General features: G+C 34.8%; 21 protein-coding genes. 12 read left to right on the forward strand and 9 right to left on the reverse strand.

What is annotated here, in order from left to right; translation table 11 throughout:
* The first annotated feature begins 16 nt into the window (after nt 1–16).
* From INR76_RS03270 to INR76_RS03320, 11 genes are all read left to right on the forward strand, one after another.
* The gene (locus INR76_RS03270; protein ID WP_223109233.1) at nt 17–346 is read left to right on the forward strand and encodes an iron-sulfur cluster assembly accessory protein; all 330 of its coding nucleotides are present in this window, start codon (nt 17–19) and stop codon (nt 344–346) included.
* A gap of 60 nt (nt 347–406) precedes the next feature.
* Nucleotides 407–1,855, forward strand: coding sequence for a Fe-S cluster assembly protein SufB (sufB, locus tag INR76_RS03275; protein ID WP_223109234.1), 1,449 nt, complete (start codon nt 407–409; stop codon nt 1,853–1,855).
* A gap of 14 nt (nt 1,856–1,869) precedes the next feature.
* Nucleotides 1,870–2,280 (forward strand): hypothetical protein, encoded by a 411-nt coding sequence (locus INR76_RS03280; RefSeq protein WP_223109235.1) that lies wholly within the window; start codon nt 1,870–1,872, stop codon nt 2,278–2,280.
* Between the two features lie 2 nt (nt 2,281–2,282).
* On the forward strand, nt 2,283–3,032 hold the full coding sequence (gene sufC, locus INR76_RS03285; protein ID WP_223109236.1) for a Fe-S cluster assembly ATPase SufC: 750 nt from the start codon (nt 2,283–2,285) through the stop codon (nt 3,030–3,032).
* Between the two features lie 18 nt (nt 3,033–3,050).
* Nucleotides 3,051–4,367 carry a Fe-S cluster assembly protein SufD gene (sufD, locus tag INR76_RS03290; protein ID WP_223109237.1) on the forward strand — a complete coding sequence of 439 codons (1,317 nt, stop codon included), beginning with the start codon at nt 3,051–3,053 and terminating at the stop codon, nt 4,365–4,367.
* Between the two features lie 26 nt (nt 4,368–4,393).
* On the forward strand, nt 4,394–5,611 hold the full coding sequence (locus tag INR76_RS03295; RefSeq protein WP_223109238.1) for an aminotransferase class V-fold PLP-dependent enzyme: 1,218 nt from the start codon (nt 4,394–4,396) through the stop codon (nt 5,609–5,611).
* Nucleotides 5,612–5,624: 13 nt separating this feature from the next.
* Nucleotides 5,625–6,065, forward strand: coding sequence for an META domain-containing protein (locus INR76_RS03300; RefSeq protein WP_223109239.1), 441 nt, complete (start codon nt 5,625–5,627; stop codon nt 6,063–6,065).
* Entirely contained in the window at nt 6,065–6,490 is a 426-nt protein-coding gene (locus INR76_RS03305) for a SufE family protein (protein ID WP_223109240.1), read from the forward strand. The genes INR76_RS03300 and INR76_RS03305 overlap by 1 nt, the downstream gene beginning before the upstream one ends.
* A 4-nt stretch (nt 6,491–6,494) precedes the next feature.
* Nucleotides 6,495–6,821 (forward strand): SUF system Fe-S cluster assembly protein, encoded by a 327-nt coding sequence (locus tag INR76_RS03310; RefSeq protein ID WP_223109241.1) that lies wholly within the window; start codon nt 6,495–6,497, stop codon nt 6,819–6,821.
* 12 nt (nt 6,822–6,833) lie between these two features.
* A complete protein-coding gene (locus INR76_RS03315) occupies nt 6,834–7,343 on the forward strand; it encodes a DUF2480 family protein (protein ID WP_223109242.1) in 510 nt (169 codons plus the stop codon).
* Between the two features lie 72 nt (nt 7,344–7,415).
* Nucleotides 7,416–8,327, forward strand: coding sequence for a DUF3078 domain-containing protein (locus INR76_RS03320; RefSeq protein WP_223109243.1), 912 nt, complete (start codon nt 7,416–7,418; stop codon nt 8,325–8,327).
* Between the two features lie 48 nt (nt 8,328–8,375).
* On the opposite strand, the gene hflX is transcribed toward INR76_RS03320, so the two are convergent.
* From hflX to INR76_RS03335, 3 genes are all read right to left on the reverse strand, one after another.
* On the reverse strand, nt 8,376–9,587 hold the full coding sequence (hflX, locus tag INR76_RS03325) for a GTPase HflX (protein WP_223109244.1): 1,212 nt from the start codon (nt 9,585–9,587) through the stop codon (nt 8,376–8,378).
* A 122-nt stretch (nt 9,588–9,709) separates the two neighbouring features.
* Nucleotides 9,710–11,068: a DUF5689 domain-containing protein gene (locus INR76_RS03330; protein ID WP_223109245.1), complete on the reverse strand. Its 1,359-nt coding sequence runs from the start codon at nt 11,066–11,068 to the stop codon at nt 9,710–9,712.
* Between the two features lie 31 nt (nt 11,069–11,099).
* Nucleotides 11,100–13,853 carry a TonB-dependent receptor gene (locus tag INR76_RS03335; RefSeq protein WP_223109246.1) on the reverse strand — a complete coding sequence of 918 codons (2,754 nt, stop codon included), beginning with the start codon at nt 13,851–13,853 and terminating at the stop codon, nt 11,100–11,102.
* 131 nt (nt 13,854–13,984) lie between these two features.
* On the opposite strand from INR76_RS03335, the gene INR76_RS03340 reads away from it, so the two are divergent.
* Complete coding sequence (locus INR76_RS03340; protein ID WP_223109247.1) at nt 13,985–15,040, forward strand: endonuclease/exonuclease/phosphatase family protein; 1,056 nt, start codon at nt 13,985–13,987, stop codon at nt 15,038–15,040.
* A 59-nt stretch (nt 15,041–15,099) separates the two neighbouring features.
* Here INR76_RS03340 and INR76_RS03345 read toward each other — a convergent pair whose 3' ends face one another.
* The 6 genes from INR76_RS03345 to INR76_RS03370 form a co-directional block, all read right to left on the reverse strand.
* Entirely contained in the window at nt 15,100–15,543 is a 444-nt protein-coding gene (locus INR76_RS03345; protein ID WP_223109248.1) for a COX15/CtaA family protein, read from the reverse strand.
* A gap of 89 nt (nt 15,544–15,632) precedes the next feature.
* Nucleotides 15,633–18,866: a carboxypeptidase regulatory-like domain-containing protein gene (locus INR76_RS03350; protein WP_223109249.1), complete on the reverse strand. Its 3,234-nt coding sequence runs from the start codon at nt 18,864–18,866 to the stop codon at nt 15,633–15,635.
* 189 nt (nt 18,867–19,055) lie between these two features.
* Nucleotides 19,056–20,264 (reverse strand): peptidoglycan DD-metalloendopeptidase family protein, encoded by a 1,209-nt coding sequence (locus INR76_RS03355; protein ID WP_223109250.1) that lies wholly within the window; start codon nt 20,262–20,264, stop codon nt 19,056–19,058.
* A gap of 285 nt (nt 20,265–20,549) precedes the next feature.
* Nucleotides 20,550–21,320, reverse strand: a complete 771-nt coding sequence (locus tag INR76_RS03360) for a DUF3108 domain-containing protein (RefSeq protein WP_223109251.1) — start codon at nt 21,318–21,320, stop codon at nt 20,550–20,552.
* 89 nt (nt 21,321–21,409) lie between these two features.
* The gene (gene hppD / locus INR76_RS03365; RefSeq protein WP_223109252.1) at nt 21,410–22,570 is read right to left on the reverse strand and encodes a 4-hydroxyphenylpyruvate dioxygenase; all 1,161 of its coding nucleotides are present in this window, start codon (nt 22,568–22,570) and stop codon (nt 21,410–21,412) included.
* A 121-nt stretch (nt 22,571–22,691) separates the two neighbouring features.
* The gene (locus INR76_RS03370; protein ID WP_223109253.1) at nt 22,692–23,852 is read right to left on the reverse strand and encodes a homogentisate 1,2-dioxygenase; all 1,161 of its coding nucleotides are present in this window, start codon (nt 23,850–23,852) and stop codon (nt 22,692–22,694) included.
* Nucleotides 23,853–23,863 lie beyond the last annotated feature (11 nt).

Genomic DNA, 23,863 nt, shown 5'->3' on the forward strand with positions numbered 1-23,863 from the left:
AGAATATATTAATCATATGATAAAGGTTAGTAAAAGTGCAAAATCTAAGCTGCAACAATTGATGGCCGAAGAAGGCTTTAATATCACAGATGATTTTGTAAGAGTAGGAGTAAAAAGCGGAGGTTGCTCTGGCTTGTCCTACGATTTGAAATTTGACAATGCAATAGGGGACAACGATAAACTTTTTGAAGATGATTCTGTGAAAATAGCTATTGACAAAAAAAGTTTCCTCTATCTTGTTGGAACCACTCTAGAATATAGCGGTGGGTTAAACGGAAAAGGATTTGTTTTTAACAATCCTAACGCAAACCGTACTTGCGGTTGTGGTGAAAGCTTTTCGCTTTAATTAAATTTATTTGTAACACTTCCTTTTACCTCGATGTAAAAGAAAAAATATAAGCTACCAATGGCTAAATTTACTGAAGACGATTTAAAAAAAGAACTCGAAACTAAAGAATATGAATATGGGTTTTATACAGACATTGAGTCTGATACATTCCCCGTAGGGCTTAATGAAGACATTGTTCGGGCTATTTCTAAGAAAAAGGAAGAACCAGAATGGATGACTGAGTGGCGACTAGAGTCTTTTAGATACTGGAAAGAAATGGTAGAACCAGAATGGGCCAATGTACATTATAACAAGCCTGACTTTCAAAACATTTCTTATTACTCTGCGCCCAACAAAAAACCAAAATATGACAGCCTTGATGAGGTTGATCCAGAATTATTAGAAACGTTTGATAAACTCGGAATTTCTTTAGACGAACAAAAAAAACTAGCCGGTGTTGCTGTAGACATTGTTATGGATTCAGTATCTGTAACAACTACTTTTAAAGATACTTTGGCAAAAAAAGGTATTATTTTCTGTTCTATTTCCGAAGCAATAAAAAACCATCCAGAACTTGTAAAAAAATACATTGGTTCGGTTGTGCCTCAAAAAGACAACTTTTATGCAGCCTTAAACAGTGCTGTATTTAGTGATGGCTCGTTTTGCTATATTCCAAAAGGCGTAAAATGCCCGATGGAACTTTCTACTTACTTTAGAATTAACCAAGCAGGAACAGGACAGTTTGAACGTACCTTGGTAATTGCAGATGAGGACAGCTATGTTAGTTATCTTGAAGGTTGTACTGCTCCTATGCGTGATGAAAATCAATTACACGCCGCTGTTGTTGAATTAATAGCGCTAGACGGTGCAGAAATTAAATATTCAACCGTACAAAACTGGTTCCCGGGCGGAAAAGACGGAAAAGGTGGTGTTTTTAATTTTGTTACAAAACGCGGTCTTTGTGAGAACAATGCAAAAATCTCTTGGACACAAGTAGAAACAGGTAGTGCTGTTACGTGGAAATATCCAAGCTGTATATTAAAAGGAGATAACTCAATTGGAGAGTTTTATTCAATAGCAGTAACAAACAACTACCAACAAGCAGATACTGGTACCAAAATGATTCACTTGGGCAAGAACACGAAGAGTACGATTATTTCAAAAGGTATTTCTGCCGGTAAGTCTCAAAACAGTTATCGTGGTTTGGTACAAGTGAATAGTCGAGCAGAAAATGCACGTAATTTTTCACAATGTGATTCACTATTAATGGGTAATGAATGTGGCGCACACACATTCCCTTATATTGAAGCAAAAAATAAAACTGCTCAAGTAGAACACGAAGCAACTACCAGTAAAATTGGTGAAGATCAAATATTTTATTGCAATCAACGCGGTATTGACACTGAAAAAGCCATAGCATTAATTGTTAACGGTTTCAGTAAAGAGGTTTTAAACAAATTACCTATGGAATTTGCCGTAGAAGCTCAAAAATTACTTGAAATTTCATTAGAAGGTTCAGTTGGATAATTAAATTAATAACAATGAAAAAAATAGTATTGCTTTTAATGATATCGATTACAATTATTTCTTGTAACGATTCAAAAAAGAATTCTGAAACTGATACTAAAGAAGAAACGTCATCTGTTGATCAAAAACCAGAGACTTACAGAGGTGATTTTATATTTACCAATAACGCAGCTGTATTAAACGGACAAGATTTCATTTACGGTGTTACCATTGATGAAAAAACCAAAGAATTGGCCAATAGAGTTTCTGAAGTAAAAAAAGAAGAATTTGACATGGTTCCTGTAATTGTTTCAGGAGTAGTTACTGAAAATCCAAAGGCCAAAACCGAAGAAGTTTGGGAGCAAATAATAACCATCAAAGAAATATTATATGTTAGCGATAAGCCCGCTAAAACTGATATAAAAATTGAAGAAAAGAAAAGTTAATTATGCTACATATTAAAAATCTGCACGCAGGTGTAGGAGAAAAAGATATTTTAAAAGGGATTAATCTAGAAGTTAATCCAGGTGAAGTTCACGCTATAATGGGACCTAACGGTTCAGGAAAAAGTACATTGGCTTCTGTAATTGCAGGAAAAGAAGAGTTTGACCTTCATGAAGGTGAAATTCAATTTGAAAACGAAGATATTTCAGAATTAGATCCTGAAGAACGAGCTCACAAAGGACTTTTCTTATCGTTTCAATACCCTATTGAAATTCCCGGAGTTACCGTTACAAATTTCATAAAAACGGCTATTAACGAAACCCGTAAAGCAAAAGGGCTAGACGATATGCCGGCAAGTGAAATGCTAAAAAGAATTAAAGAAAAAGCAGATATGCTTGAGATAGACCGTAAGTTTTTATCGCGTTCTTTAAACGAAGGCTTTTCTGGCGGTGAGAAAAAAAGAAATGAGATATTTCAGCTAGCTATGATGGAGCCAAAACTAGCTATCCTCGATGAGACAGATTCTGGTCTTGATATTGATGCTTTAAAAATAGTAGCAAACGGCGTTAACAAGCTTAAAAGTAAAGATAACGCTGTGATTGTAATCACACACTATCAGCGATTGCTAGATTATATTATTCCTGATTATGTTCACGTATTAATGGGAGGTAAAATAGTAAAATCTGGTGGTAAAGAGCTAGCTCACGAGCTTGAAGAGCGTGGCTATGACTGGATTAAAGAAGAATTGGTGTAAAATTCTGAAAAACAAAACATGAGTTTAAAAGATAAATTAGTTTCATCATATATTGCTTTTGAAGATCACTTGGAGCCAGACTCTCCTATTCATGATCTTCGTAATGAAGCCATAAAAGTATTTGAAGAGCAAGGCTTTCCATCCAAAAAAGAAGAAGCATGGAAGTATACCTCTTTAAATTCTTTGGTGAAAAATGATTATAGTATTTTCCCTAAACAGCAAGAGAAGCATCTTGACTTTAAAGACGTAAAGAAGTATTTTCTTCACGATATAGACACGTATAAAATTGTGTTTATTGATGGAGTGTACAGTTCATTCCTTTCAGAAACTACTCACGATTCAATTGATGTTTGTCTACTTTCTTCAGCTTTAAACAAACCAAAATACCAACCGGTAATTGAAGCTTATTTTAATAAAGTAGCCAAAAAAGATAGTCTTACTTCTTTAAATACGGCCTTTGCAAAGGAAGGAGCTTACATTCACATTCCGAAAAATAAAGAAGTAGAAAAACCTATTGAGATAATCAATTTTTCTACCGGAAATGAGGCTGCTGTTATGCTTCAACCTCGTAATTTGGTTGTAGTTGGCGAAAATGCACACGTACAAATTATTGAACGTCATCAAAGCCTTTCAGAAAATGCTGTTTTTACCAACAGTGTGACTGAAATTTTTGCTGAAAAAAGAGCGTATGTTGATTATTATAAAATTCAAACAGATAATCCTTCTGCTTCTTTAATTGACAGTACGTACGTGTCACAAGAAAGAGAAAGTAATTGCCGAGTACACACCTTCTCTTTTGGAGGAAAATTAACTAGAAATAATCTTAATTTTTACCAATACGGAGAGCGTTGCAATTCTACCTTAAACGGAATTACAATTATTGAAGATAAACAACACGTTGACCACAATACACTAGTGCATCATACAGCACCTAATTGTGAAAGCCACCAAGATTACAAAGGAATTTATTCAGATAAATCTACAGGTGTTTTTAACGGAAAAGTATTGGTTGATAAAATTGCTCAAAAGATAGATGCATTTCAGCAAAACAATAATATTCTTGTTGATGACCGTGCTACTATCAACTCAAAACCGCAATTGGAGATTTTTGCAGACGATGTAAAGTGTTCTCACGGCTGTACCATTGGTCAATTAGACGAAGAAGCTTTATTTTATATGCGTTCTCGAGGTATTGCTAAAAAAGAAGCACGAGCTTTACTTATGTATGCATTTGCAAACAGTGTTTTGGAAAGCGTAAAAATACCCGAACTTAAGCAACGCATCAACAAATTAATTGCCAAAAAAATAGGCGTTAGTTTAGGTTTTCAGTTGTAATAACCCCTTTTAAATAGTATTGTTCCATGGCTTTTAATGTTCAGGAAATACGAAAAGATTTTCCCATTCTTCAACGTGAAGTAAATGGAAAACCTTTGGTGTATTTGGATAATGCAGCAACATCACAAAAACCCCAGCAAGTAATTGACTGTATTGTTGATTATTATTCAAACTACAATGCAAATATTCATAGGGGCGTTCACACATTATCTCAAGAAGCTACAGATGCTTATGAAGCTGCAAGGAAGAAGATTCAGCAGCATTTCAATATTACTAAGCCCCATGAAGTGATTTTTACTTCTGGAACAACACATGGTATTAACCTTGTTGCAAATGGCTTTACAAAGTTTTTAAGCAAAGGAGATGAAGTTATTGTTTCAGCATTAGAACACCACTCAAACATTGTTCCTTGGCAAATGCTTTGTGAACGTACTGGAGCAATTCTTAAGGTAATTCCTATTGAAGAAAACGGCGAGCTGATACTTTCAGAATATGAAAAAATTCTTTCTGAAAAAACCAAACTTGTTTTTGTTAATCATATTTCAAACGCATTAGGAATTATAAATCCTATTAAAGAAATTATTGACAAAGCACATAAAAATGGAGCTGCCGTTCTTGTTGATGGAGCTCAGGCTTGTTCACATATCAAATCTAATCTTCAAGCACTAGATGTAGACTTTTATGTGACTTCTGCTCATAAAATGTGCGGCCCTACAGGTGTTGGTATACTGTACGGAAAAGAAGAATGGCTCAACAAATTACCACCGTATCAAGGAGGTGGTGAAATGATAGATGAAGTAACTTTTGAAAAAACCACGTACGCAGGTTTACCGCATAAGTTTGAAGCCGGCACACCAAATATTGCTGGCGGTATTGCTTTTGGCGCGGCAATTGATTATCTTAACAGTATTGGTTTTGATGCTATTGAAAGTCATGAAAACAACTTATTGGCTTATGCTACAGAACAATTGACAGCTATTGAAGGCCTCAAAATATATGGAACAGGTGTTGCCAAAACTTCTGTAATTTCATTTAATATTGAAGGTATTCATCCTTATGATATTGGGACAATTGTCGATAAACTTGGTATTGCAGTAAGAACAGGACATCACTGTGCTCAACCAATAATGGATTTTTACAAAATACCCGGTACGGTGCGAGCATCTTTTGCTTTTTACAATACGAAAGAAGAAGTTGACGCATTGGTATCTGCTGTTAATAAAGCAAAAACAATGTTAACTTAAAACCTAACGTATTATGAAATCATTTGCCACATTAAGCCTTTTAGTTATAACTCTATTTTTTTCGAGTTGTGATGAAACCAAAAAAGTAATTGACGTAGCCGGTAATGTACAACTTTCTGGTAATTACACTGTAAATAGTATTGAAGGTAATGCACTTTCAGCAATTAAACCATCTTTATCTTTTGCTGCTTTAAGCGGTAGGGTATCAGGTGATGCCGGATGTAATACATATTTTGCAGACTATTCAACAAATGTAAATAGTCTTACTATTGGAGAAGTCGCTTCAACCAAAAAAGCATGTGCCAAAAATATTATGCAAGTAGAAAATCGATTTTTAGAAACTTTAGCAAATGTAGGCGGTTATCGAATTCAAGATAACGTGTTAACTTTATATGCAAAAAACGACCAAAGTGTACTAATAACAGCTACAAAAAATCAAGAAGACGATAATTAATGACTATTAAAGAGATACAAGAAGAACTAGTAGACGAGTTTTCCATGTTTGATGATTGGATGGAGCGTTATGAACATATGATAGAATTAGGGAAGTCACTACCACTAATTGATGAAGAATTAAAAACGGAAGACAAACTAATTAAAGGATGTCAATCTCGAGTGTGGTTAAATGCAGATACCAGAGACGGAAAAGTAGTCTTTACAGCAGATAGTGATGCAGTAATAACCAAAGGAATTATTGCAATTTTAATACGCGTTTTTTCAAACCAAAAACCCGAAGATATTATCAACGCAGACACACATTTTATTGATGAAATTGGCTTAAAAGAACACTTGTCTCCCACTCGCGCTAATGGTTTGGTTTCAATGGTAAAGCAATTAAAATTGTATGCCGTAGCCTACCAAGCGCAATTAAACAATTAAAATTATGAGCACCGAAACAATAAACACAACAGAACTAGGCGATAAAATAGTAAAAGTGATTAAAACCATTTATGATCCAGAGATCCCGGTAGACATTTATGAGCTTGGATTAATCTATGATGTATTTGTAAATGAAGATCACGAAGTAAAAATTTTAATGACTCTAACAACACCCAACTGTCCAGTTGCAGAATCGCTTCCTCAAGAGGTTGAAGATAAAGTAAAGTCAATTAAAATGGTAAAAGACGCCGAAGTTGAAATTACTTTTGATCCGCCTTGGAGTCAAGATTTAATGAGTGAAGAAGCAAAGCTAGAATTAGGAATGTTATAAAACCTATCAAGATTGGAAGGAGAAATCATAAATAGAGTAGCCAACAGTAAGTTGATTACCTTTAACCTAGAAGACTTTTATCCAGAAGGAGAACGAGTGTCAATAGACATTTCGCAATGGTTGATGGAAGGTATTGTACTGCGTGAAAAAGATTTCAGAAATGATATTAAAGAACACGATTGGTCACAATATGAAGGTTCTTTTGTAAATCTTTATTGCTCTACAGACGCTATTATTCCAGGCTGGGCATATATGTTTGTTTCACTTCAATTAGCTCCTTATGCAAAAAAAACAATTGTAGGTTCTTCTGAAACTTTAGAAAGCATTCTTTTTGCCGAAATACTTCAAAACCTAGATATTTCAGAATATACAGATAAACCAATTATCATTAAAGGATGTGCAAATAAGCCAATCCCTCAAAATGCATATGTGCTTTTAGCTCAACGTTTACAAGAAGTTGCAAAAAGTGTGATGTATGGCGAAGCCTGCTCTTCTGTACCTCTATACAAAAGAAAAAAATAAGCTATTTCAATTTTCATTACCTTCTAGATAAAGCAGATACCTTATATTTGCTGAAAAATAAACTTATCAATTATGAAAAAAGTATTAATTTTCTTTCTATTCATTTCGCCATTTATAGCATTGGCTCAAGATAATGAAGAAACTGAAGAACCTAAAGACGGTTGGACAAAAGCCGGAAACATTGGGCTTATCTTTAATCAAGCTGCTTTTAATGATGAATGGACCGGTGGTGGTACATCAAACTATGCAGCAAATTTAAATTTCACTTACGATTTTAACTACAGAAAAGGAAAACTTACGTGGGATAACCGCATTCTAGCTGATTATGGTATTACCAAAATAAAAGATGAAGAGTTTTCTAGAAAAACAAATGATCGACTAGAACTTAACTCGATTATAGGGCGCCAGATTAAAGAAAGTAAATGGTTTTACTCTTTCTTTGTAAACTTTAGAACACAGTTTGCAAAAGGATATGAATTTGGAGAAGATGCTGATGGTAATGAAACACGTACCGAAACTACACGCTTTATGTCTCCGGGTTATTTACAATTAGGTCCAGGTTTTCTTTGGAAAGAAGATGATAACTTAAAAGTAAACATTGCTCCTGCAACTGCACGGCTTATCTTTGTAAACGAAAAATTTACATCTATCCCTGCAACCGAAGAAGAGGCGTTTAACGAAGCTGGAGGTTATTTTGGGGTAGACGCCAATGAAACAACTCGTTTTGAGTTTGGAGCCTCTTTAAATGCATACGCCAAGTTTAATTTAATGGAAAATGTATCTATGGAAAACATTTTGGCCTTATATTCAAACTATCTTGAAGATCCTCAAAATGTTGATTTGGATTACACAATGAACTTAGTTTTAAAAGTAAACGACTGGATTACCGCAAACGCAACCTTTCAAGCAATTTATGATGATAATGCCGTACAAGGATTTCAAATACGTGAAACCCTTGGTGTAGGTGTTGGGTATAAATTTTAAATAAAGAATAAAATATCATGAAAAAACCGGCTAAAAAAGCCGGTTTTTTTATTCCTCATATTGATACTGTTCAGGATATAGAAAGTTGTTGTAAGGAAAACGTGTTACATGAATTTCTCTTACTTTTTCGTAGACCATTTTTCTGAATTCTTCAAAATTGTTTTTATTTAATGCAGAAATAAAAATCGCGTTCTCTTCTCTATTCATCCAAGTACGCTTCCAGTCTTTTAAGGTATAATGAGCAGTGGTTTTTTCGGTTACCAAATCATCTTCTTCAATAACTTCGGGTTTGTATTGGTCAATTTTATTAAAAACCATAATCGTAGGCTTATCTGCGCTTTCAATTTCGTCCAAAATTTTATTAACTGAAGCTATATGGTCTTCAAAAGAAGAATGAGAAATGTCTACAACGTGCAATAATAAATCTGCTTCTCTAACTTCATCTAGGGTACTTTTAAAAGATTCTACCAATTGTGTAGGTAGTTTTCTTATAAACCCTACTGTATCTGTTAAAAGGAAAGGTAGATTGCCAATTACTACTTTGCGTACTGTAGTGTCAAGGGTTGCAAAGAGTTTATTTTCAGCAAACACATCACTTTTACTGATGCTATTCATTAAAGTTGATTTACCTACATTGGTATACCCAACTAAGGCCACCCTAACTAAAGATCCACGGTTGCCTCGCTGAACTTCCATTTGTTTATCAATCTTCTCAAGTTTTTTCTTAAGTAAGGTGATTCTATCTCTTACAATACGACGGTCTGTTTCAATTTCGGTTTCTCCGGGACCACGCATTCCTATACCACCACGTTGTCTTTCAAGGTGAGTCCACATACCGGCTAGTCGCGGTAACAAATATTCATATTGAGCAAGCTCTACTTGTGTGCGAGCATAACTTGTTTTGGCACGTTGAGCAAATATATCTAGAATGAGGTTGGTTCTGTCAATAATTTTGCAACGCAATATTTTTTCAATATTTTTTTGCTGAGCAGGTGATAGTTCATCATCAAATACTGCTGTACCTACATCGTGTTCTTCTACAAAATCACGTACTTCTTTCATCTTTCCAGAGCCAATAAATGTCTTTGGGTTTGGGGTGTCCATTTTTTGAGTAAATCGCCGAAGCACTTCACCGCCCGCTGTATACGCCAAAAATTCAAGCTCATCTAAATATTCTTGAGACTTTTCTTCGTCTTGAAATCGTGTTATTAAACCAATGAGTATGGTTTTTTCGTATTCTATTGTCTTTTGTTCAATCATATATCTAGTTCTAATGCAAAGATACAAAAGGTTTTGATTGGTATTTTGACATTATATTTTCAAAAGGTAAAATCATAAAAAAACCGCCATAAAGGCGGTTTTATATTGTGTATTAGCAATGATTATTCTGTAACTGAAACGTTATCAATTTGATAGGTTGTAGAAACGCCACCATCGCCTCCTTGGTATCTAAAACCAAAGTAAACAACTTCACCTGCATATTCTGATAGGTCTATATTTCCTGATGAAACATAGTCATCACCATATCCATCTGTGTTTCCGGTTGAGAATGTTGCAGTAAGTTCTGTCCAAGTTGCAGTGTTAGGATCTCCAGTAAAATCTGTTGAAACGTATACACTTAAAGCAGTCCCATTGTAGAAACCGTCTTTTGTATCAAAACTAAACGTTCCTGAAGGTACTCCTTGTAAATCAAAACCTGGTGTTACTAACCAAGCTTCATAAGGGCTTTCTCCAGAGTTAAAAGCAGAAGTTTGTGCGTACTGGTTGTTGTCAAAATCACGAATTTCCCATAGACGCTCTCCTCCATTTGCATTTACGTTAGTCCATTGGTCAATGCTCACTATTTCTCCAGGACCCGCTGGATAGTTTTCAAAATCTTCTGAGAAAGGAAGTTCTGTATTTGTTGTTTCATCTTCACAACGCTCTCCATCAAACATTACATCACTTGTATTGCGAATGAACAATTGATTGGTACCATTAAAAGTGCTTAAAACTGCTGTAAGCATCCCGTTTCCTTCAGGAAGTGATAGGTTTTTAAAATCTGCAAAACCACTGTTACGCAAGATGATTTCATCATCGTTACAATTTACAACGGAACGGTTTACACTGAATGTACTATTGGGGTCACCATATGACTCTCCTAACTCTCCATCTGCAAATTCAACACCACTTAACTTAACCAATGTATTTAATAAAGATTGGTTTGTTCCTGCTTGAGAGATTGTAATTTCTTTAGGAACAATGTCTACAACTTCTTGAGAACGAAAAATACGGTCATTAAATTCTTTAATACTAATTCTTCCTATTTCATCACCATCTTGAGTTCCTAAGGTTGGTAAACCGGCAAATTCACCACTGTATAATCCATCTACTCTAAAATAAATCTTTCTCCCCGGCTCATATTTTGTATACAAATCTGTAGCTTCAGTAGAGATAGAAATACCTGCTGTTGGGTTTTCAGGAGTGTTTTGAATAATGATTTGCTTATAGAAGTTTCCAGATTCGTCACTAGAAACTACATAGGCTTCAATAAATAAAGGAGTTTCTGAGTCTTCTCCTCCTTCAATAATCACAGGTTCAAAACCTCCATAAATATCTTTAATCTTTTGAATGGTAAAGTTTGCGTCAATATTTGGTTCATCAACATTTACTTCTGGAATATCATAATCGTCATCTTTAACACAAGAAACAACTATTAATCCAAGGAAGAATAGTAAGCTTAAGTTTTTTATCGCTTTCATAATTATAGTTTTATTGCTTTTCTTTTTCTTTTTAAAATCTAAAATATACGTTTAAGTAATAGGTAGTGCCGAATCCGTACCAGTATTTAGGGCCAAAAACCCTTTTATCATTTGCGGCGTCTTCAGATAAGGTTCTGAAATTGGCACTTCGGCCTTGCTCAAATCCTCCTGTTTTGTATTCTTCGTCAAAGATGTTATTTACAGTAGCAAAAAATCCTACATAGTAATCATCAATTTTCCATGATTTTCCTCCTACAGCATTTACAAGAATGTAATCGTCAAACTTTTCTTGTTTAAGTAATTCTCTTGCCAATTCAGGATCATAATCATTAAAAGGGATTCCGTCTGTGTCTAAATAAAAGTTTTCAGTTCTAGTTAAAGGAGAAACATCTATGTAAGCGTTTGAAAAATAGTTTGTTGTAACACCTATCCACCAGAAATCTGGATCACGATACTCAAAACCTATTTGATATGCTTGTTGTGGTCCTCCTGAAATTTTATAGTCTTTTAAATAGGCTTGTCCAAAGTTTAACTCTTCATCAAAATCATCTGATGTTAAGTATAAATTTGGGTTGTTATCATAGGTAAATTGACCGTACGCAGCAGCACCTTTTAATTTAATAGTTGGGGTTACTTGCGCTTCAATACCAAGTTCTGCACCTACGTGTCTTTTATCAATATCTGTTAATACTTCTTGTACGAAGGCTGTTGAAAGGTTTCTACCAATTCCTGAAACTCCGTCTGCGTAGTAAAAGTTTACTTCAGAAGCATCTTGAATTTTTGTATAGTAACCGGTTAATCTTGCTTTGATGATTGGAGAACGGTAAATATAGCTACCATCTACACTCAAGCTTGTTTCTTCGGTTAATCCTGTAACTGTATTATTATTTTGTCTAGAGTTACTAAATGAGTTACGAATAGTTGGAGCATCTGTAAAATAAGCTCCGTTAGCACCTAAGTAATGGCGCCCGGTAATTTTATAAGTTAATCCGGCTTTTGCTCCATACGTGGTAAAATCTAGTTTTTCGCTTTTCCCTTTTGAATTATCGGGGAAATTTCCGTTGCGGTATAAACCTGTTCTTTGGTAGCTGGTTTGACCTACTTTTCCTGACACGTAAAAATCTACACTCGTATATTTAAATTGAGCTTGTGCAAAGCCATCATATACTGAAGCGTCCATTTCAAAATTATATTTGAATGTATCGTCTTCACCTATGATGCGATTAGGATTATCCAAATCACTTTGAGCTTCGTCACCGGTATTAAAAGTGTCTACATCAAGATATCCATTACCACCAAGCAAGTCAATCATATTTGCAAAATTCTTAGACTTAAGATTTCTATAATTAACCGAAGCGTTTAAGGTAATATTATCATTAAGCTCTGAACTTAAAATAGTATTTGCCATTAATTGGCTATCATCTACTCTATCTTCATATAAATAATAGCGAGAGGTTCCTCCGTAAAAAATGTTGGTTTCATAAAGATCTTGCCAGTCTATTTGACCATCTTCAACAAAATCTGTTGTTGCAGTATAAGCTCCGGCTAAGTTTGGGCCATCAGGATCTGCCAAGAAGAAACTAGGCAGCTTTTGATAATATGTTGGGTCTGGGTTTGGGGCATTGTCGTATCCTAAACGGCTGTTACCCATTTTTCCAAATTGATACCCCACATTGGTGTTTAATCTCGTTTTATCTGAAATATCCCAATAATGGTTTAACATAACGACAGGCTCTTCGATTTCCCTCACTCTAGAGTTTCGTATTTCGCCATCTTGTTTTCCCCAGAATGAGTTGTATTCAATTCCTTTTAAATCATACACTTCTTGTGTGTTTGCAGATGATCGCCCTCTTCTATTAGGTGCATAAAATGCAGTAAGGTTTAAGCTATGATTGTTACCTAATTGTTTCTCTACAGATGCGAAGAACGAATTTGCATCATATAGCGTTCCATCTCTAAAGCCTTCTTCACCAAAACGTCTAGATACCAATACTGAGTATGACCACCCGTTATCAAGTATTCCACTATTGTATGACCCCATTAAGCGGCCTGTATAACTTCTATTGGCCATTGCATAAGATACCCGGCCACCTTCGCGGTATTGTGAAGCGCGCATAACAATGTTGGTAGTACCTGCAAGATCACCAAATTGATAATCATTTGCTTCAATACCCATAGAGAATTCACGGTTACGTTGCGCGTCATTAAGACCTCCCCAGTTACTCCATTGAGGACGACCGTTGAATTGCTTATTCATTTCAATACCGTTAATAAGTACTTTACCGTTTTCATTGTCAAGACCACGAGGTCGGAAAAATGTAGCGCTAAAATCAAAAGCAGCTGCATTTAAAAACACATCTCTAGAAGCTTGTAACAAACCAGAGGTGTTAAACGAAGTACCATCATCTTGATCTAGTTCATTATCGGTAAGGCTAATGATTCCTATTTGTGCTTCTACTTCGGTAAGGTCAATTTCTAGTAAAATAGGATCTAGATTAATTGTTTTCCCGTTTTGAATAGTAATAGGAATACGTTGATTTACATATCCTGATTTTTCAACAAGAAGGACTTGTTCACCTTGAGGCAAATCGCTTCCAGATATGTTAAAAATTCCTTCAGGAGTAGTGGTTGTGTTAAATTTACTGGATTGAATACGAACATCTACATCCGGTATCGGCTCACTAGAGTTTGTATCAACAATCCTACCTTTTACAGTTGCATCTTGGGCAAACAAAGAAACGGTACCCAACAATCCAATCCATAAGGTAAAAAAGAACTGTTTCATCTATAGTTAGTTGTTTTAATAGATTAAATTAATATTATTATTGCGGCGCAAAACTACATCTTTTAGATGAATTACCTACTTTTGACCTCGATTTAATAACGAACTTTACAAAAACTTAATACACTATAAGTATGAAAATTAGGCACTATATAATACTGGTTTTTTCTTTCTGTTTTATATCAGTATTTGCTCAAAATGAGAAAAAATATAAGGTCAACACAATCGCTTTTTATAATCTAGAAAATCTTTTTGATCCTGAAGACGATACGACTATTTATGATGAAGCGAGCCCAATTATGGAAATGGGTGAGAGCATGCGTCAAGAAGTCTATGAGCAGAAGCTTAAAAATATGGCAAAAGTACTTTCTGAAATAGGAAAAGATGTAACAGGAACTTCTCCTGCAATAATTGGCGTTTCTGAAGTTGAAAACAGACGCGTTTTAGAAGATTTACTTAATGAAGAGACTCTGTTGCATAAAGACTACGGCATCATACATTTTGACTCTCCAGATAGACGTGGGATTGATGTAGCTCTATTGTATCAAAAAAAATTATTCACACCCACACATTATAAAGCACACCCGCTTATTATTTATGATAACAATGATAGAACTAAACGTATTTATACACGTGATCAACTATTAGTTAGTGGTATGCTAGATGGTGAAAAAATAAGTATTATAGTTAACCACTGGCCATCACGAAGTGGAGGCGAGGCTAGAAGCAGACCTAAGCGTATGAAAGCCGCTAAATTAAACAAACGATTAATAGACTCTATTTTTAGTGAAGATCCATATGCAAAGGTAATTACCATGGGAGATTTAAATGATGACCCCATCAGCCCGAGTGTAAAGGAGATTTTAAAAAGTAAAGAAAATAGAGAAGAAGTAAAAATTAAAGAGCTTTACAACCCAATGGAAGAAATGTATAACAAAGGGATGGGAACACTTGCTTACAGAGATAGCTGGAATTTATTTGATCAAATAATTATTTCAAAAGAACTTTTAAATAAAGACTATTCTTCATACACTTTTTACAAAGCCGGAATATACAATAAAAACTACCTTTCAAATCCTAGAGGACGTTACAAAGGCTATCCATATAGAAGTTTTTCAGGTGGTTTTACCGGAGGATATAGTGACCACTTTCCCGTGTACATCTATTTAATAAAAGAAGTTTCAGAATAAGTTAACAGCTATATCTATATATAAAAAAAGCGCCCCAAAATGAGCGCTTTTTTTATTGATTATGAAAACCATTGATCCCACGGAATTCTACTTAACATGAGAATAAGACCAATAGTGTAAAAGATGGCAAGCATCTTAAATTTTGGTTTTGAAACCAGTTTCTTTTTATGTTTTGAATAACCTATGGTAATAAATACAACCGTCAGTATCATAACCGTTGGGTGTTCTACTGCATATAGTCTAAGCATCGAATCTTTCATTACTGTACCCATACCGTTATTGGTCAATGATTGTAAGCCCAATGGTGATACAAAATACAGTATTAAACCTATTAGCAATTGAAGGTGTGTTACAATTAAAGCGAAAAGTGCCAATCTAAAATCTTTAGGACCATATTCTTTTTTTGAAAAGAAAGATATTAACGCATTTATGGTTGCTATTAAAATCACTAATAATACCAAATACGCCCAGTAGGAATGAACAAATTTAAGTGTAGAATACATAACTATTATTTTAAGAAACCAAAGGTAGCGATTATTCCATAAAAAAAGCCGTTTCAAAAGAAACGGCTTTTATAAAAATATACACTTTATTAATTAAACAAGTATCGAATACCTATTTGCATTTGCCATCTTGAAGATTGAATTCCGCTATCGTCAACTTCTTCAATTCCATCTAAGAATGCAGGGTCAAAAGTAAATTCAGGATCTGGCCCAGCAGTTTCTGTAGTTAATAAACCTACTTGGCTAGGAATAAACTTTCTTGTTCCCCAATCTTTGTTTAATAAGTTGGTAAAGTTAAAGATGTCTAATGAAGCTTGGAAAGCGTGTCTGTCATTTCCAATGTTAATTGCAAAGTCTTGTAAAAACTTTAAGTCAATAATGTGGCTCCAAGGACCTCTGTCTCCATTCACTTCAGCATATCTTCCTCTTCTTCCTCTTAAATAATCGTTTCCTTCGATAAACTCATTTAAAGCAGCCCACTGCTCTGCAGGAGTAACCAAAACATTATCATTATCATCTGTAATAGGAACTAAGTTAATTTCAGAAGCATTTGCAGGAACATAAATTAATGCATTATCTCTAGAGTCATCGTTTAACAAGTCTCTTCCTTCGTTGTAAGTGAAGCTATAAGGAGAACCTTGCTGCCCGTTATAGAATACACCTATTGTAGTTTTGAAGTTTTCGTTCCACTCATACTCATACAATGCATTTGCAGAAACTCTGTGTCCTGTTGCAAACTGAGAGTTAGTTTCTCTTGGATTTGCATTTTTACCGTTTACAGTAACTAAGTTTCTCCATTGTGAACTGTTTTGAGAAGATGTTCCTTCAAAAACATATTTACCATCTCCATAAGTATAAGCTGCTTGAGCTGAGAATCCTCTAGCAAATGGTTTTGTAATAGAGAATGTTGCGTTGTAAGAATACCCCAAACCAGTGTTTGATCCTAAAATAATTCTACCGTATGTATCATCAATAGGGTCACTATCATTATAGTAAAGTCTATCATCAGCTCCATTTAATCTACCTACAGCCGGTTTTATGTTTAAGTTTTCATAAAACACGTTTGTAATAACATCATTGTATAAGAAATCTGCAGATGCAATTAATCCCCAGAATGGTAGTTTTTGATCAACCGCAATGTTATACTTCATCGTTTGCGGCAATTTAAAGTCTGGTGTAAATAAATCTACGTTACCACCTAAAGCTCCTGTTCCAGGCACAGCAGTAACAGGCTGATCGTTTACGTTTGGATTAAACAATACATCTTCTGGTAATAAGAAGTTTGCTGCAAAACCACCTGTTACACCATTGTTGTTGTATGTTGCTCCAGGCCAAACTAATGGAATACGAGAAGTAAATATACCTAATCCACCTCTTACTTGAGTAAGCTTTTCACCGGCAACATCCCAGTTAAAACCTAATCTTGGAGAAATGTGAACTCTACTTTTTATTGGTTTTCCAACTTCAGCATTTTGTAAGTCTTTTCCAAAAGATTCTAAAAGTGGGATAGTTCTATTATTGAAATCATTATTTACAGTTCCATCCTCAAAGAAAGGTACATCTACACGAAGACCCATAGAAACTTTAAGATCATCAGTTACATCAACTTCATCCTGAACATAAAATCCTAATTGAGAATAGTTAAATTCTGCAGCTCCAAGACTATTATCACCAGAACCTCCTAATAAAGAGTAACTGTGAAAATAATCTTCTGAAGCAACCTCATTTCCAGGTATCCCATCTAAATAAGTGTTGAAGTCTGAAAGGCTATCAAATGTATAATCTCCAAAGTTCTGACCAAAGAATACGTTTTTAACATCTAAGTATTCAAAGTTACCACCAATTGTAATATTGTGAGCTCCAGAGAAAATAGAGAAGTTATTTGTTACTGTAAACACATCTTGCTCAAGTAAGTTTGCAGTTGAAAATGGCTCTGAACCAAAGTTGATAGAACCAATACCGTCTCTAATCTCTACTGATGGAAAAGGATCACCTAAAGGTCCTCTATCATCAACTACAGTAGTATAACCAACAATTAAGTTGTTTGCTAAGTTTCCTCCATTACTTGTATTCCACTCGATAGTAGATGAGTTTGTTGTTGAAGGGAAGAAAACACCGCTATTAAAATAGTTAATAGAACGGAAGCTACTTGAACTTGGAGAAGTTTGTTCTGCTTTTACATAGTTATGCTTTGCAGTAATAGAGTTTCTCTCATCAATGTTCCAGTCTAATCTAACTGTTAATTTATCACTAGTTAAAGATGAGGTGTTGTTGCTGAAACCACCTGGATTATATCCATAAGTGTCAATTAAACCTTGCTGTAAAGCGTTTAAGTCTTCAAGTGAAGAATCTCCTGTGTACTCTCCAAAGCTAAACGGCTGTGGTGTTTCTTCTTCTTGGCGCTCGTAGTTAACAAAGTAAAATAATTTATCTTTTACAATAGCACCACCTATTCTTGCACCGTATAATTTTGCTGTAAAGTCTGAAAGTTTTTCTCTCTCATCCGTTTCAATAGCTCCAGGAGTTTTCCCAGCTAAATCTTGATTTCTGAAGAAAAAATATGCAGAACCCTCTGTTTTATTTGTACCAGAACGTGTAATTGCGTTGATAGCACCACCGGCAAAACCAGATTGTCTTACATCAAATGGCGAAAGGTTAACCTGAAATGACTCAATCGCATCGATTGATAACGGGTTTACACCTGTTTGACCACCATTGGTTCCTGAAGCAGCCAAACCAAATACATCGTTGTTAACTGTTCCATCAAGGTAAATTGAGTTGTAACGGTTGTTTTGACCTGCTAAAGAAATTGAACCCGACTCACTAACAAGAGCTTGAGGTGTTTTTCTAACAAAATCTCCTAGCCCTCTACTTACTGACGGTAACGTATTAATCTCTCTAGTAGAAACGTTTGTTCCGGTTCCAGTTTTACCTGCGTCAAAAATTCCATCTCGCTGTGTAGTAATTACTACCTCATCCAGCTCGTTTGAAGATTCGCTCATAGTAACATCAATTTCTTCAGAGTCTCCTAACTGAAGATAAACGTTGTTTTTCACAACATTTTCATATCCAACAAATGATACTGTAATTGTGTAAGGTCCTCCAACTCGCATATTCACGATTCGGAAAAAACCATCAAAATCGGTAATGGCACCGTACTTTGTTCCGGAAGGAGTATGCACCGCAACAATATTAGCTCCTGGAAGAATCTGGTTGTTTGCATCAACCACTTTTCCATTAATTGAGGAAGTAGTTACCCCTTGTGCCCAAGAGCTAAATATTCCTCCGATTAAAAAAATCAATACTAGTAAAAGTTTTTTCATTGTAATGAAGTTTGTTTTTTAAAAATTTTTGCAAAGATACACCCTCTTTTTCCTTTTTTATAACCTAAAGGTTAAGAAAATGCTAACAAATTTTTCTGCAAATAAAGTTACAATGAAATATACAACAGACTGAAAAAGTGCTAGTTAATTAATAACAAGTTTATTAACATACTTTTTTTTATAAATATATTAATATTCTACACAGTCTAATTGGCTTTTTAAAGGAGTCATGTAAGCCAAATATTCTTCTTTATATTGTTCTTCTAATGGCTTTGACATGGGTAAGTCTTGTTTGAATGGATCCACTTGTTTTCCATTTTTCCAAAAACGGTAACATACGTGAGGACCGCCAGTATTTCCGGTCATTCCTATCCATCCTATCACATCGCCTTGACGCACAAAATCTCCAACCTTTACATTGCGGTTGCGCATGTGCAAGTATTGAGTGTCATAGGTGCTATTGTGTCTAATTTTTACATAGTTTCCGTTACCACCTCGATATTCAGATTTTATAACAGTACCATCTGCAGTAGCCAGTATAGGTGTTCCTATAGGGGCGGCAAAATCGGTTCCTTTGTGTGGACGCAGTTTATAACCATAGTATTTAATGCGACGTTTTAAGTTATATCGTGATGAAATACGGCTAAACTTTACAGGTGCTTTTAAAAATGCTCTTCTTAGATTATTTGCATTTTCATCATAATAATCAACAACACTTGTACTGTCTAGTTTTGTCATATAATTAAATGCATACAATGGGGTTCCTTTGTGTTCAAAATAAGCCGCTTTAATTTCACCTAATCCAGCCGGAATGGTATCGTTGATATATTTTTCAGTATAAATTACTTTAAAACGATCTCCTTCTTGTAAATGGAAAAAGTTTACTGTCCAAGCATAAATATTTGAAAGTCTATCTGTCATATAAGGACTTAAACTTTTGTCATCCATAGTTTGTGACAACGAACTTTCTATAATTCCTCCTGCAGATTTTTCTTTAAAGGTTACTGGCTTTTCTGCAGTATAGCTAACCGGTTCATTTCTAAAATCTACAACTGCGTAATCAACTTTATTTTTTTCGTAAATAAATACTTGAGTTGTATTGAGAGTATCTTTTGAGTTAAGCAAAACATAGGGTTTGCCTACTACCATTTTTCTAACATCAAAGCTGTCTTTAAATTTTGTAGCAACTTTAAATATTTTATCTTGTGAAACACCATGTGCATCAAGAATATCACCAAATGTATCTCCTGAGCGTATGGTATCTCGTATTACATTATAATCATTTAATATATAACCGTACTCTTTAATAAGAGCAGGTGCTTTTTCAATTTCTACAACTTCAGCTAAATCTTTTTTATCAGTTTTGCACGCAAAAAACAGCGTTACTGATAAACACATAACAAGTATTTTCTTCAATCGTCTACAGCTTTATTGGGGTTCTACTTACTGCAAGGGCAGCGATTTTTTATTTTGAGTTCAAAGATTACGAAAAAAAAGGATATTTAGAAAGTAATTTCTCAATAAAACTATCTAAATCTGGTATTTTAACAATAATAATGTATAAAAAACAGCAGAAAGAGTCTTATGAGGTTGCGTTACTTGCTAAATCTCTTGTTCTCTTAACGACAGAATTTTCAATTTCTTTTATAAAAGGTAAATTTATTTTTTTGTTGAAGTGTTAAGTTATTCTACTAAAATTTTGAATGAATGTTGCAGTCCTTTAAATTCTGAAAGTGATGCTTTCAAAGACCCAACAGCTAAGTCGGCTTTGATGAGCATAGGCATTTTATTATCATCATCGGTAACCCAAACAGTCAAACTTTCTTTCTCCTTAAACACTCTGCCGGCTTGTACATAGGGTCTAAAAACCAAACAAGGTACTTTACCAAATTTGGTATTTAATATTTCTCTTCCTAAAAATTTGAGACGAAATTTATAGTTTTCTTTATCAAAAAACATATCCATATCAATAGTATCTCCTTTCTCGATGGTTGTTGCATCTAGGTTATTACGCAAATAGTAAAATGCAGAGACCATATCTTGTGCCTCTTTTGGAAAAGAGACCGCTTCTCTTTTTTTGTGTTTTTTATTATTGATATGAGCAATCCCGGTAGAATGATCAAAATCTATCTGAATGTCTTTGGTATGACCACCTTCATCAATTTTCCTAATAAATCGATGAGGAATGTCTTTTTCTTTATCAATGTAGGATTGATAATAATCTTCTACATTGAAGAAAACTTTTGATAAACCTACTGTTCTGCCTTCGCCTTTTACGTGAAACACCTCTTTGCCCTCTAGCTTGGTTTCGTCAACTTCTAGAGTTGCATAACCGGCAGTTACAAAGCCGTAATGAACTCTAAATTTAAACCACTCGCCATCTCCATAGGCTTTTTCTTGCGTTAAAGCTAGGCTAGGTAGTAAAGCCAAAAAAAGAAGGACAATTTTTTTCATATTTGGGGTTTTTGATATACAAATCAAGTTTTGTTCCAAAAAAAAGAAACTCCATCATATAACGATGGAGTTTCTTTTTTATTAGAGCTTTATAAAGTTCCTCTTGATGCTTGTTCGCGCTCTATTGCTTCAAATAAAGCTTTGAAGTTTCCTGCTCCAAACCCTCTTGCTCCCATTCGCTGAATTATTTCAAAGAATAGAGTTGGTCGGTCTTGAACCGGTTTGGTAAAAATTTGAAGCAAATATCCTTCTTCATCTGCATCAATCATAATACCTAATTCCATTAAACGTTCAATATCTTCTTGAAGTTCGTGTTCAAATTCTTTTAAGCGAGCCGGAACAGCATTGTAATATTCTTCTGGCGGGATGGATAAAAATTCTACACCGCGTGCGCGTAATGCAGAAACGGTTGAAATAATATCATCTGTAGCTACTGCTAAATGTTGTACACCGGCGCCTTCATAAAAATCGATGTATTCTTCAATTTGAGATTTCTTTTTTCCTTCAGCTGGTTCATTGATAGGAAACTTAATCCTACCGTTACCATTACTCATTACTTTACTCATCAAAGCTGAATATTCGGTATGAATTTGTTTATCATCAAACGAAAGGAAATTTACAAAGCCCATTACATCTTCATACCATTTTACCCAAGTATTCATTTCATTCCAACCTACATTTCCTACCATATGGTCAATGTACTTGAGGCCTACTGGTTCTGGGTTGTATTCAGACTCCCATTTTCTGAAACCGGGCATAAAGGTTCCTTTGTAATTTTTACGTTCTACAAACATGTGTACAGTTTCTCCGTAGGTGTAAATTCCTGCTCGTACTACTTCACCGTTTTCGTCTTTTTCAACGGTAGGTTCCATAAATGATTTTGCACCTCGTTTGGTTGTTTCTTCATAAGCGCTGCGTGCATCTTCTACCCAAAGTGCAATTACTTTTACTCCATCACCGTGCTTTACAATATGCTCATTGATTGGATTTTTTGAACTTAATGGTGTGGTTAATACAATTCGTATTTTATCTTGCTTTAAAACATAAGAAACGGTGTCTTTACTTCCGGTTTCTAAACCTCTGTAGGCGTAAGATTGAAATCCAAAAGCCGTTTTGTAAAAATGTGCTGCTTGTTTAGCATTTCCTACATAAAATTCTACGTAGTCTGTACCCAATAAAGGAAGGAAGTCTTGCGCCCCTTCAAATATTTTTTCTAGTCCGTAATTAACTGATTTTATTTCTTTACTCATTTTGATTCGTTTTTAGGATGTGGTTGTTTATTTATCTTGTCAAGGTTTATCCTTGTATTACCACATAGCGCGCATTTGTGCTGAAATAGCTAGTTTGTTCACAGAGTTAATTTTTTTTTTATTATTCTTCAAGCCATGATTGATAATAGGTTCCGTCTGTAATACTTAATCCTTCTTCTGTAACTTGAAGCGGCTTAAACGTATCAACCATCACGGCCAGTTCGTCTGTCTTTACCTTACCTATACTACGTTCTGTAGCTCCGGGATGTGGACCGTGTGGTATACCTGCCGGATGCAATGAAATATGACCTGCATCGATATCGTTTCGGCTCATAAAATCTCCATCTACATAGTACAACACCTCATCACTGTCAATATTACTATGATTATAAGGTGCCGGAATAGAGTCTGGATGATAATCATACAGTCTTGGTACAAAACTACACACTACAAAAGCATCTGTCTCAAACGTTTGATGTACTGGAGGCGGTTGATGTATACGCCCTGTAATAGGCTCAAAATCATGTATTGAAAAAGCATATGGATAATTATAACCATCATACCCTACTACATCAAAAGGATGTGTGGCATAGGTCATTTCAAAAATATCATCTTGTTTTTTAACTTTTATCAAGAAGTCTCCTTTCTCATCATACGTTTCTAGTTCTTCAGGTCTGCGAAGGTCTCTTTCGCAAAATGGAGAATGTTCTAGTAGTTGTCCAAACCAATTTCTGTATCTTTTGGGAGTATAAATTGGCCTTCTAGATTCTACAATAAACAAGCGGTTGTCTTCAGTTTCAAAATCTATTTTATAGATAATTCCGCGAGGAATCAATAGATAATCTCCATATTTAAAGTCAAGATTTCCTAAATGAGTTCGTAGCTTTCCACTTCCGCGGTGAATAAAAATTAATTCATCGGCATCGGTATTTTTATAAAAATAATCTTTTTGAGACTCTTGTGGAGCAGCTAGGATTATACTACAATCACTGTTTGTTAATATAGTTTTTCGGCTTTTTAGATAATCCTTTTCAGGTTTAATCTGAAATCCTTTTAATCTGTATGATTGTATGTTATTGGCTTTTGCAATTTTTGGGGCTACACTATACTGTTTTTCAATTTCCTTTACTTGAGTAGGACGATGTTCATGATAACTATTGGTAGACATACCGTCAAAGCCTATGGTACCGAATAATTGTTCTGAATATAAACTACCATCTGGTTTGCGGAATTGTGTGTGTCGCTTTGGTGGTATTTTACCTAGTTTATGATAGAATGGCATACTGTGCTAGT

Origin of the sequence: Marixanthomonas sp. SCSIO 43207, assembly GCF_019904255.1 — a bacterium.
Classification (GTDB): Bacteria; Bacteroidota; Bacteroidia; order Flavobacteriales; family Flavobacteriaceae; genus Marixanthomonas.